This window comes from Loktanella salsilacus, assembly GCF_900114485.1.
Taxonomy (GTDB): Bacteria; Pseudomonadota; Alphaproteobacteria; order Rhodobacterales; family Rhodobacteraceae; genus Loktanella; species Loktanella salsilacus.
The window spans coordinates 1-11,400 of the sequence record NZ_FOTF01000044.1 but is presented as its reverse complement, the minus strand read 5'-3'; the positions used below and the strand labels follow the sequence as shown (position 1 = coordinate 11,400).

At 63.5% G+C, this 11,400-nt stretch carries 11 protein-coding genes; 5 read left to right on the top strand and 6 right to left on the bottom strand.

Features of this window, described 5'->3' with window-relative positions:
- The first annotated feature begins 59 nt into the window (after positions 1–59).
- Complete coding sequence (locus tag BM131_RS19150) at positions 60–1,325, top strand: hypothetical protein (RefSeq protein ID WP_139222724.1); 1,266 nt, start codon at positions 60–62, stop codon at positions 1,323–1,325.
- Here BM131_RS19150 and BM131_RS19145 read toward each other — a convergent pair.
- On the bottom strand, positions 1,322–2,563 hold the full coding sequence (locus tag BM131_RS19145; protein WP_090192022.1) for a glycosyltransferase family 4 protein: 1,242 nt from the start codon (positions 2,561–2,563) through the stop codon (positions 1,322–1,324). The genes BM131_RS19150 and BM131_RS19145 overlap by 4 nt on opposite strands.
- A 108-nt stretch (positions 2,564–2,671) precedes the next feature.
- Positions 2,672–2,860, bottom strand: coding sequence for a hypothetical protein (locus BM131_RS19140; RefSeq protein ID WP_090192019.1), 189 nt, complete (start codon positions 2,858–2,860; stop codon positions 2,672–2,674).
- 242 nt (positions 2,861–3,102) lie between these two features.
- Here BM131_RS19140 and BM131_RS19135 point away from each other — a divergent pair, with 242 nt between their 5' ends.
- Complete coding sequence (locus BM131_RS19135) at positions 3,103–3,648, top strand: hypothetical protein (RefSeq protein WP_090192017.1); 546 nt, start codon at positions 3,103–3,105, stop codon at positions 3,646–3,648.
- Positions 3,615–3,956 (top strand): hypothetical protein, encoded by a 342-nt coding sequence (locus tag BM131_RS19130; RefSeq protein WP_090192015.1) that lies wholly within the window; start codon positions 3,615–3,617, stop codon positions 3,954–3,956. The genes BM131_RS19135 and BM131_RS19130 overlap by 34 nt, the downstream gene beginning before the upstream one ends.
- On the opposite strand, the gene xrtD is transcribed toward BM131_RS19130, so the two are convergent.
- Both xrtD and BM131_RS19120 read right to left on the bottom strand, forming a co-directional pair.
- Positions 3,910–5,508, bottom strand: coding sequence for a VPLPA-CTERM-specific exosortase XrtD (gene xrtD / locus BM131_RS19125; RefSeq protein ID WP_090192013.1), 1,599 nt, complete (start codon positions 5,506–5,508; stop codon positions 3,910–3,912). The two genes, BM131_RS19130 and xrtD, sit on opposite strands and share 47 nt — an antisense overlap.
- Positions 5,509–5,593: 85 nt before the next feature.
- Positions 5,594–6,514, bottom strand: coding sequence for an acyltransferase family protein (locus BM131_RS19120; protein WP_090192011.1), 921 nt, complete (start codon positions 6,512–6,514; stop codon positions 5,594–5,596).
- Positions 6,515–6,867: 353 nt separating this feature from the next.
- Between BM131_RS19120 and BM131_RS19115 the strand changes: the two genes are divergently transcribed.
- Positions 6,868–7,809 carry a glycosyltransferase family 2 protein gene (locus BM131_RS19115; RefSeq protein WP_090192010.1) on the top strand — a complete coding sequence of 314 codons (942 nt, stop codon included), beginning with the start codon at positions 6,868–6,870 and terminating at the stop codon, positions 7,807–7,809.
- On the opposite strand, the gene BM131_RS19110 is transcribed toward BM131_RS19115, so the two are convergent.
- Both BM131_RS19110 and BM131_RS19105 read right to left on the bottom strand, forming a co-directional pair.
- Positions 7,806–8,996 (bottom strand): polysaccharide pyruvyl transferase family protein, encoded by a 1,191-nt coding sequence (locus BM131_RS19110; protein WP_090192008.1) that lies wholly within the window; start codon positions 8,994–8,996, stop codon positions 7,806–7,808. The two genes, BM131_RS19115 and BM131_RS19110, sit on opposite strands and share 4 nt — an antisense overlap.
- Positions 8,997–9,014: 18 nt before the next feature.
- The gene (locus BM131_RS19105; protein WP_090192007.1) at positions 9,015–10,247 is read right to left on the bottom strand and encodes a Coenzyme F420 hydrogenase/dehydrogenase, beta subunit C-terminal domain; all 1,233 of its coding nucleotides are present in this window, start codon (positions 10,245–10,247) and stop codon (positions 9,015–9,017) included.
- 165 nt (positions 10,248–10,412) lie between these two features.
- Here BM131_RS19105 and BM131_RS19100 point away from each other — a divergent pair.
- Positions 10,413–11,400: oligosaccharide flippase family protein (locus tag BM131_RS19100; protein WP_090192005.1), on the top strand; the 988-nt coding region annotated here is incomplete at its 3' end.

Genomic DNA, 11,400 nt, shown 5'->3' with positions numbered 1-11,400 from the left:
CAATTGGCCGACGGCGATGTCATCGTCGTGCCCCAGCGCCGTTTGTTTGAATGACGGTCGTGTTTGCACCCCGCGCTGCGCTGCGCGGGGCGTGGCTGACGGCATGGCTTGCAGCCCTGCCACTGGCCGGTCACGCGCAAAGCTATGAAACCGGCGGCATCCAGCTGACATTCGGCACGGCCTTTGGCCTTGTCGGCACCGACAACGAAGGTCCGCGGTCTGACGGGGGCGAGTCCACGATTGACGCGCGCTTTACCCCGTCCTTTGGCCTGCTGACCCAGACGCCGACCTCGTCCTTTGGCTTCGAGGGCGCGACTGATATCCGCTATGGCACCAGCAGCCCCGATGTCGGCCTGACCTCGCCGCGGGTGGAAACCCGGTTCGAGACTCATTCCGCCAATGCCGGGCTAGAGTTGACGGGCAACTTTCGCCAGATGGATCTGGGCGAAGAGAAATTCACCGTCCGCGACGCCGATGGTCTGACCGATTTCGTCAACGGCACGGCGACGCGGCAAACCAGCCGCGCCACGGTAGAGCTGGACTGGGGCCGGGACGCGATGGCGGCCTTTAGCGTCTACGCCCGCGGGAACCAGACGATTTACACCAGCGGCAATGCCAGCGGCCTGAACGGCAACAGCCTAGCCGACAACAGCCGCCGCACGGTGGGGGCCAGCACGCGGCTGGATATCAGCCCGGCGATGCAGCTGGATGCAGAGCTGAGCTATAGCGCGTTTGAAGACGGCACATCGCCTGATCCCAGCGAAACGGTCACCGCGACTGCAGGTTTTAGCCTTGATCGCCCGCTAGGCGCTGTCAGCACCGAGGCAACGCTGGTAGATACGCCAAACGGGCAGCGTTATGGCCTGTCTGCCGGGCGCACGCTGGAATTCCCGATCGGGCCAGTCACGGCGCAGATCGGCGCGATGCATCTGCCGCAAGGCGAAACCGTGATGACAGGCTCGCTCAGCACCTTTCGGACCTATGTGCGCAGCGAATTTGAATTTGCCCTGTCGCGCGATGTGTCATCGCTGAATGAGCAGGACTCAGAGCGGCTGAACACGCGGATGCGGGTCAACTTTACCCGCGCCCTGACGCGGGACGCAGAGTTTCAGATCAATCTGGACGCAGTGCAGGCCCGCGATTTTGAAACCGACGCCGAGTCCTTTGATACCACGCTGGACATTCTTTACAGCAAGGGTCTGACCAAGGACTGGATTGGCGATGCGGGCTATAGCTATCGCTATATCGAAGACACGCCCGGTGATATGGCGCAGGCCAATACGCTTTACCTGCTGCTGCGCCGCAAGTTCGTCACCAGTTACTAAGCGGTCGCAGCTTCCGGGGCAGGGCGGCGCATCTTGGCATAGATGCGGTCATAGGCGGCTAGCAATTGCGGCTCTGTATGGGCCCAAGACAGATCGTTCAGCACCCGGGCGCGGCCCAATGCACCCATGCGGGCGCGCCCGTCCGGGTCGGCCATCAGATCCGCGATCTTAGCCGCGAAATCCGCCGGATCATTGGCCTTGGCATAAAGCCCGGCTGCCCCGGCAGAGACGCGCCCTTCGGTCAGGTCGAACTGCACCAGCGGCTTTTCCAGCGTCATATATTCCATGACTTTGTTCATGGTCGATATGTCGTTCATCGCGTTCTTGGGGTCAGGGGCCACGCCGATATCAATCGCATTCAGCGCCGCCAGCAGGTCATCGCCATACAGCGCGCCGGTGAAGGTAAAGTAGTCCTGCAAATCATGCGCCGCGACGTCGCGCTGGACCTCTTCCAGATGTGGGCCGAAGCCGACGATCAGGAAATGCACATCGCTTTGGCCTAAGCTGTGGATCAGGTGATCTGCGGCCAAAACCAGCAGGTCCATCCCCTCTTGCTGGCCGATCACGCCGACATAGCCCATCACCGTGCCCGCGCCTTTGCGCATGGCGATATCGCCGGGGCCGGGGATAAAGGTTTCGATCCGGGGCGCAGAGCGGACGACAAAGACGTCCTCTGGGTCCATCTTGCCGCGCCGCACCGCGATATCGCGAAAACTGCCATTGGTCGCCATCGACACGGACGCGGTAGCAAAGGTCATCCGTTCCCACACCAGCATAAAGCGATAGAGCAGTCCCTTTTTGCCAAACTTCGCCTCGAACAGTTCCGGGCAGACATCGTGGTGGTCGAACATATAGGCGACGCCCCAAAGCCGGTACCACAGCGCGAGCAAGAAGATCAGATCGGGCGGATTGCAGCCCTGAATGACGTCAAAGCGCCGCCGCGTCCAAACGGTGCGGGCCAGACGAAACCAGTGCCGGATCGCATGACCATATTCGCGCGCATAAGCGAGGGCACCTGCATGCGCCTCTGGCGGGGCGGGGTGGCGGTAGATGTGCACGCCCTCGATCACCTCGTAGGCTTCGTCCCAGCCGCGGCCCATCGGGCTGATGACAGACACATCATAGCCCGCCTGTTTCAGCGTCGTGGCTTCCAGCCAGACGCGGCGATCCAGCGGCACGGGCAGGTTTTCGACGACAATCAGAATGTGGCGATCATTAGGGGCGATACGGTCGGTCATGTTCATCCACAAAAGTAAAAGAGGCGTATTTCCATTAGCTTATGCGGGCGGGGCGGTGAAATTACGACGCAGGCAGGGCAATTACATAACCGCCTGCGCAGGCCCGCGTCACTGCTTGCCATCATCCGGGTGCTGCGCCTGCATCCTGAGGGTGATCAGAAAGGTGATCGCAAAGCTGACCGTGCCGCCAAGGATATAAAGCCCGATCAGGCCAAACACGCCCACACCGCACCACATCCCCGTCAGAACGGATGCGATGGCACCGGCTACTCCGCCCAGTGTGGTGGTGATGATCATCAGCTCGGCTCACTCGCGCTAAAGGTGTTTGCGGATCATAACACCTCTGTCCTGATGGATCGAAGGAATATGGCAAGAATATGGCAAGAATATGGCAAATGGGGCCGCAGAGCGGGGAGAATAAATCACAGTTTATCAGTTTGCCGCCGCCTTGGCCGCGCCGCTAGTGCCGCGCAGCAGTGGCGAGTGCGGCGCGTCTGGTTTAAGACGGCAGGCAGGCTTTACCAAAGGGGCGCTGGGTGATGGCAGATGGATACCTTGCACTGAAGTTCCGTGAGTGGAAGCACAGCAGGCGCAGTGCGCGGGCGCTGCGCGAATACGCCCGCAGGGTCGCGCGGGGCGAACGATCGACCCGGCCCCACGGTCTGCCGCGTCCGCTGGTCGTGTCCCTGACCAGCTTTGCGCCGCGCTTTGGCGTGCTGGAAAAGACGCTGAACTGTTTGCTGCTGCAAAGCGTGCGGCCCGATCATGTGGTGCTGTGGCTGGGACATGACGACGTGGCCAAGCTGCCCGCCGCGATCCTTGCCCTGCGCGATCTGGGGCTGGATATTCGCGCCACGGATGATCTGCGATCCTTCACCAAGATTATCCCAACGCTGCAGGCCTTCCCCGATGCCTTTGTCGTCACCGCCGATGACGATGTCTATTACTGGCCGACGTGGCTAGAAGAGTTAACCGAGGCCCATACCCAAACCGGCGATCCGGTGATCTGCCACCGCGGCCATACAGCTGGCACCGGGGCATCCGGCGCACGATGGCCGCGCCCCTGCTGTTTCCGACGGGGGTGATGGGCGTGCTTTATGATCCGCGCATCTTTCACGCCGATGTCACGCGCCGCGATTTGTTTCAGCAGCTGTGCCCGCACGCCGATGATGTCTGGCTGTATTGGATGCACCGGCTAAGCGGCAGCGTGCCCCGCATGCTGGCCTGTCCGCACCGTGTGCTGGAATGGCCCGGCGGGCAGGAGCAGAACCTGCGCAGCACCAATGTCGGCCTGTCGGGTAATGACACCGCGATTGCCGCGATGATCGCGCATTATGGTTGGCCGCTTACTGCGGAATATAGCGGGGCAGGTGGGGCAGCAGGTGGCCCATGAAATCCTGTAGGCGCGCATCGGCAAGGGCGACATCCTCGCCTTCCGCAATCGCGGTGACCAGCCGGACCAGCGCGCCGTCGGTGCGCCCGGTGGTCAGGCTGTCATAGACCACATCGATCTTGGCCAGATAATCGTTGGTCATCCGGGTGCCGCGCTGTTCGAACCAGTAATAGACCAGCTGCCGCGACAAACCCTTTTCGATGACCGCGCGGTTCAGGGTGAAGGTGCCGTGCACCGTATCCGGGAATGACACTTCTTCGCCGTCAATCGAGAAGATTTCCCAGCCCCCCACAGGCAGGCAGACTTCGGGCGAATGGATGCCTGCGCCTTCGGTCTGGCGGTCGTAGTAGGCGGAAAAGAGGCTGACAAAGTGGCCGGGATGGGCGGGGTCCGCATAGACCGCGTTGATGGTGTCGGATGCTTTCAGCACCGCCTCGACCTGCGGCTCGAGCGGGACGTTGTAGCCGTGCCAGCCTGCAATCTCGCGCGGGAACAGGACAAAGCCGTCGCGGTCCGGCGTGATGCGCGCAGGCGGCGGGGTCAGCACGAAGGCGGCGGCGATTAGTATGCTTAGGCCCGCCGCGATCATCACGCCGCGGGACGGGGCCACGGACAGGATACGCCGCGCCTGCGCGCCCAGACCCTCGGTATCCATATCCAGCGTTTCGCGCAGGCTCAGCGGATTGGCGGTGGTGCGTTGCAGCAGCACGGCCATGCCGAACAGGATCGCGATACAGGTGCCAAAGATCACCCAGCCTTCAAAGAAGTGCAAAAACCCTTCGGCCTGCCCGATACCATAGCGGTCCACCAGCACGCCGATCATGCCGATGCGAAAGGCGTTCATGCAGACCGTCAGCGGCGCCGCCATCGCGAACATCACCGCCTTGTGCCAGAACGGGCCGCGATACAGGATCGCGAAAAGATAGGAAAACGACAGGATCGGGAACAGGTAGCGCAGGCCAGAACAGGCCTCTGCCACTTGCAGTTTATAGACGCCCAGATCGATGACATTGCCGTCCAGGAACACGGGGATGCCGGCCATCTGGATAAACCAGACACCCATCTCCGACGACACCAGCTGCAGGAAAATCGTCAGCTTCCAATAGATGAACTGCGGCAGGGGCAGCATGAACACCAGATGCAGCACCGGCAGTTGATGGCGCCGTCCCTGCGCCCAGCCAAAGCCGGTCAGCACGACGCCCGCCACCCAGATGATTAAGGCGTAGGTCACGATATCGGGGATCTGCACCAGATTGCCAAAGATGCCGCCCACCAGCCCCAGCGCGATGACCGCAATACCGGGGGCGCGGCTGGTGCGCGCACCAATGGGCGCGGGGGGCGCATAGCGCAATTCGCGCAGAAACAGATAAAGAGAGATCAGCGGGATCAACGGGCCGTGACTATATTCCGGCGTCATCCACGCCTGGCCAAGGGACACAAACCCCAGCCAGAACACCGGCACAGCCGCCAGTGCAAGCAGCACCAGCCACAGCATGCCAACAGGCAGACGCCCAAAGACGCCAAAGGCAGAAGGGTGGGCGCTGTCTGACATCACATCTTTCGTGGCTGCGGCGGGGCGTTACACTTTGCAATATAGCGCAACGCATGGCCGGAATTCATGCCAGATGGGGGCATCATCAGGGCCTTTGTGTGTTCACCCAAGCGCTCGGCGGCAGCGGCGCATAGCGCAGGGCCGCCTGCCAGCCTGCGATCAATGCCAGTGATCCGGCGATCCCGGCCAGCGCCATAGGGACGGTCCCCGGCTCTGCGATGCCCGTCCGGTCTGCCAAAGACAGCACCAGCGGATGCACCAGATAGACGCCCATCGCCGCCTCTGCCGCCCACCGGGATACGGGCGTCGCGGGCCGCGGATAGGCGGTGCACAGGGCAAAGACTGTGCCCGCGACGGCGATCTGCAACACGCCGCCCGGCCCGCTGATCAGCATCGCAGCCCCGACCAGCCCCGCCACAACCAGCCCCACCGCAGGGGCCTGCTGCATGGTCCGCGTGCCCAGCAGGGCAAAGATGCTGCCAAGGCAGACCGCAGGGCCCGCAAAGACCCATTGCGCCAGCGGCACAGGCAATCCGCCGCGTTGATGCAAGCTCAGCAGCGCCAATGCCGCCAGCAGCAAGACCGCGCAGAGTGTCTGCACTGGCACTGGTAGCACTTGGCGCAAACGGGCCAAGCCATAGACCCAAAGCGAGGCGGCAAAGGCGAAGGGCAGGAACCACAGGTGCAGCGCCGGGCCGGTCAGGATCATGGATGCGGTAAATTCAGTGCGCAGCGGCGCGCCGGTCACCGCGACCTCTGCCAGTTTCAGGGCGGCATAGACGGCGGACCAGATCAGCCATGGCCGCAGCAGGCGCCGCGCGCGCAGGGCCGCGAAATCCGTGAACGACATGCACTCTGCGGCCGGCAGGGCCAGCAGCACCAGCAAGATCAGGAAAAACGGCAAACCCGCATAACCGATGGCCGCGCCGGGGGCACCTGCGTGGAAAACCACGATGCCAAAGGCCGCCAGCAGCCTTGCATGATCAAATGTCCCGTTCCGTCCCATGCGATGCTCCTGCCCTATGTTTTGGGCATCATGGGCAGGTCATACTTAACGCGCCGTTAACGCGCAAAAGGCGAAGCGACAACTGTGGCAAACACCCTTCTGCGTGTGTTGATCGGTGTCGATCTGCGCGACAGGCAAAAGCCTTGAATGGGGGTGCAGCACTAGCAGGATATGTGGAGTGTAATACAAAATTCGTTTTAGGATAATTCAGGGATGCGGAACGTACTCGGGGCATCAATGCCGCAGGTCGCTATAAACACCCCCGCGCGCCCGATTGCGCATGGCTTTGACGCGAAACCAGCCATAGGTTTTGACGGCGCACGCAGATGCCCTTGATAAGTTGAAACGATCCTATGCCTGACACCGCCTCTTTGACGGGTTTCTTACATGCCGCGGATGCGATCGCCGTCGTGATCCCGCATCTGAACCAGCCGGACTTTTTGGCGCGGTGTCTGGACTCGCTGGCGCGCATGACCCGGCAGCCGGATGAAATCGTCGTGGTCGATAACGGATCGCAGCAGATGCCGGATGCCGTCTGCGCCAAACATCCCAATGTGCGGCTGGTGCAGGAACGTAACCCCGGCCCGGGCCCCGCGCGCAACCTTGGCGCAGCGCTGACCACCGCGCCGATCCTTGCCTTTATCGACGCCGATTGTCTGGCGGACGAAAGCTGGCTGACGCAGGCCGCCGCTGCCATGGCAGACCCCACTGCTGCCATCCTTGGCGGCGATGTGCGCATCGCGCTGGCGGACCCTGCCCGCGTTACCATGCTAGAGGCGTATGAGAGTATCTACGCCTACCGCATGGACCGCTACATCACCCGCGAAGGCTTTACCGGCACCGGCAATCTGGTCGTGCGCCGCGCGGTTCTGAACCGTGTCGGCCCCTTCGGCGGCCTTGATGTGGCAGAGGATCGCGACTGGGGCCAGCGCGCCACAAAGATGGGAGAGGTCATCCGCTATATTCCGGGCATGAAGGTCTATCACCCCGCGCGGCAGCAGTTTTCGCAGCTGGTGCAAAAGTGGGACCGCCACATGAGCCACGACATCACCCGCGCCCGCACGCGGCCTTTGTGGCAGCTGCGCTGGGGGGCCAAGACGCTGGCGATGGGGGCTTCGCCCTTGGCGGAAATACCGCGGATCATCGCCTCTGATCGCATCACCGGATTGCGGCAACGCGCCTTGGCCTTTGCCGGGTTGGTGCGCATCAGGGCCTACCGCGCGCGGCGGATGACGGGGTTGCTGGTGGGCACCACCGATGCGCAAACCTTGGCGGGGCGCTGGAACCGGGGCTAGGCTTTGCGCTTATCGCGCTGCGCAATCAGCACATCGCGCAGGGCATCCTCGTAGACCTGCAGCTTGCGCAGACCTTCGGTCAGGGCCGTCTTCGCCTCTGCCGCCAGTGCATCGCGGCCGTCATATCCGGCAAAGATCGCGGCCTTGATGTCATCTGCGCCCTGCGTCGTGCAATCGACGGTGCGGTCATAGCCCAGCGTGCCAAACAATCCGGCGAACTTGCGGCTATAGGCCATCGGCACCACCGGCACGCTACTGGAAAACGCGGCGATACAGGCGTGCATCCGCGCGCCCATAAAGAAATCGAGGCCGGCGATGTAGCTCTTCGCCTCTGACGGTGTGTCAAACGCCGGGGCCAGCACGGTGCCGGGGAATTCTGCGGCCAAGGCGGCGCTGGCGCGGTGATCATCCTCGCCGCTCAGCCGTCCGCTGGGGACGATGACATGGGGGACCAGATGCACCTCGCAGCCATCGGTGTGGCTTTGAAAGTGGCGGATCAGGTCGCGGATCAAGGCGGGGTAATCCATGGTCAGCCCGAACTCGTTACGGCCCGTGTAACCGCCGCCCATCAGCAGGCCAGAGACGTTGATGCCGACCTTCACTGGCCCGCCGCTGCGCGGGGCAGGGGGCGTATAGGGCAGGCGTAGCGCCACATCGGACGCCTCGATCACCTTTGTGACCCCCAAATCCCGCGCCGCCTGTGTCGACATCGCGTCCCGGCTGGCAACCACAGCGCAGCGCTTCAGCGATGCTGCGGCCAAAAAGCGAGAGCTGGCGCGCGTAAACGGCCCCACGGTCTGCGGCGCCATGACCAGTGGCGTGCCTGCCAGATGGGTCAGGTATTTCAGCAGGAACATCCGGTTCAGCCGCCGGCTGCCATAGATATCGGCAAAGCTGTCGCCGCCGCCAATGTCGATCACCAGATCGGACTGGCGCGCGACAGCGAAATAGCCGCGCGGATTGACCATCACCCGCCCGTCCAGATCGCGCACGGTGACGTCCGGCCCGGTCACATAAGGCGCGCGGGGGTCTTTCCAGTCCATCACCGTGATGTCGATGGGGGTGTCGATCTGGCGGGAAATATCGCGCAAAATCTCGACCTCTGACACGGTCAGGGCACCGACGCCAAGGTTGTCGGAACGGGTCGAGTGCATGATCAGACAGATGCGAAGCGGCGCGTGGGTCATGGTGATCCTGATGCTTGGTCAGGCACGCGGGCGCAGGGCGCGCCGCAGGGTGCCAAGGAGGTTTTTGAGGTTGCGCCGCAGCGGGTTCTGCCGCGCGGCAGCGAGGATCTGCAATCCGGTATAGCGCGGCACGGGCCGCCCCAGCAGGCGCAGGGCGGTCAGGCGGGCCAGCAACGCGCGGCGCCGTTCGCGCTGTCCGGGCTGGATCGCGGCGAGGGTATTGATGTCAAAAGCCTGCGTCTCAATCCGCCCCGCTGCGTGCGCGGCAGCGATCAACTCGGCCCCAAGGGGCGTGCGGGCGACGATCAAGCTGATGCCGTCAGCCTCGGCGAAGACGGGATAGCCTGCGGTGTCACTTTCCCACGCGTCGGCGCAGACGATATCGGCGGCGGTGCCGGTGCCATCGGCGCAGATTTTGCAGCGGTGCTGGACGTGTTTGGACAGGATTTTGCCCCAGCTGTCATGATAGCTCATCGCGCGGGTTTGGCCGGTGTGGTCCGTGGCTGTGGCCTGCCCCGGCCAGCCGTTGCCGCGAAACCGAAAGCGGACGGTCTGGTCCAGATCGGTGCCAAGCGCCGCCAGCACGGCCCGCCCGCCCGCATGGGATGGCACGCCTGCGCAAAAGAACGACAGCACGACGGGAAAGGCGGCGGCGATGGCCGGATCACGCGCCATCATCGCCCGCAGCGCCGCGACGTCGCAAGGCTTGCCGACAAAGGCGAAGCGTTTGCCCGATGCCACCTGCGCCGCCAAATCCGCCAGCGGGGCAGAGGGCGCATAGCGCGAGCCTGCGGCGGCGATAATGGCCGTTTCTGCGACGGAGACGGTCGTCGCATTGCCAATCGCCAGATCAGGCGCGGCGCCCGTTTGCACCACCGCATCCACCACGCCGCTGGCGATAAGATGCATCAAGATCGCCGACAGCGCCCCGCCCGACGATCCGGCAAAGCGGACCTGCGGGTCGCGCGCCCAGCCTGTCATCACATCGGTATAAGGCCCCCAAAGCACCGGATCGGCGCGGCCCGCAGCCTGAACGTCTTGCCCAAGGCCCGGGCAGACCGCCGCAATCGCCGCCGTCTGCCCTGCGTCCAACGGCGCGAGTTGGCGCGGGCGCAGATAGCCGGGGGCGACGGTTTCCATCGCGATCCGCCCCGGTGCCAATGCCGCACAAGCACCGCAGCCAGCGCACAGATCACCGCGCGCCACGCGGGCGAGCGCCGGGCTGGCGGGGATAAGCGGTGCGCTGGCCATGAAAAATCGCGGTCCCGTAGATAAAATGTCGCAAAGCTGGGCTGGTCTTGCCCCATTGCTGTGCGATTGCATAGCCTTGTCGCCCCGCTTGTTGACGCAAGCATGGCAAAAGCGGGACAAACCCCGGACCGTCTCTCCCTCCCTTTGAAAGGGCGCCTTTACGTCATGTTCCGATCCGCCCTGCTGATCCTGTCCGGCAATGCCACCGCGGCCTTGCTGCTGCTGGCGCGCAACCTGATCGTGGCGCGGATGATCCCCGTGGCCGATTACGGCGTCGCTGCGACCTTTGCGATTGCGATGGCGGTGGTGGAAATGGCCTCCGCCCTCGGCCTTCAGCAACAGATTGTGCAGGCCCGGAACGGTGATGACCCGCGGTTTCAGGCGGCCTTGCAGGGGTTTCAGGTGCTGCGCGGCGTCCTGTCCGGCGCGGTGCTGTTCGTCTGTGCCGGGCTGATTGCGGATGCGCTGAACGTGCCGCAGGCCGCCTGGGCCTACCGCGTGATGGCGCTGGTGCCGGTGCTGAATGCGCTGGTGCATTTCGACATCCACCGTCTGAACCGCACGATGGTATTCTGGCCGGTGATCCTGACCGGCGCTGTCCCCGCCTTGCTGTCCGTGCTGGCGGTCTGGCCGCTGGCGCTGCATTTCGGCGATTACCGCGTGATGCTCTACGCCATCGTCGTGCAGGCGGTTACGACAGTGCTGATCTCTCACCTCGTGGCGCATCGCCCTTACCGCTTGGTGTTGGACCGCGCGGTGATGGCCCAGTCCCTGCGCTTTGGCTGGCCGCTGCTGGTGAACGGTATCCTGCTATTCGGCGTCTTCAACGGCGACAAGCTGATTGTCGGAAGGGAGCTGGGGATGGAGGTGCTAGCGATCTTTGCCATGGGCTTTACCCTGACCCTGACGCCGACACTGGTCATGGCGAAATCGGCGCAAAATTTCTTTCTGCCGCAGCTGTCCGCCGTGGACCGGAGCACGCCGGAAGGCGAGGCGCGGTTCATTCATCTGGCGATGAGCGTCCTGCAAAGCATTTTGCTGATGGGCATGGCGCTGGTCATCGGCGTGGCCCTGTGCGGTATCCCCGTCGTGACGGTTCTGCTGGGCGATAAATACGCGGCCCTACTGCCCTATCTGATTTGGCTGGCGGTGA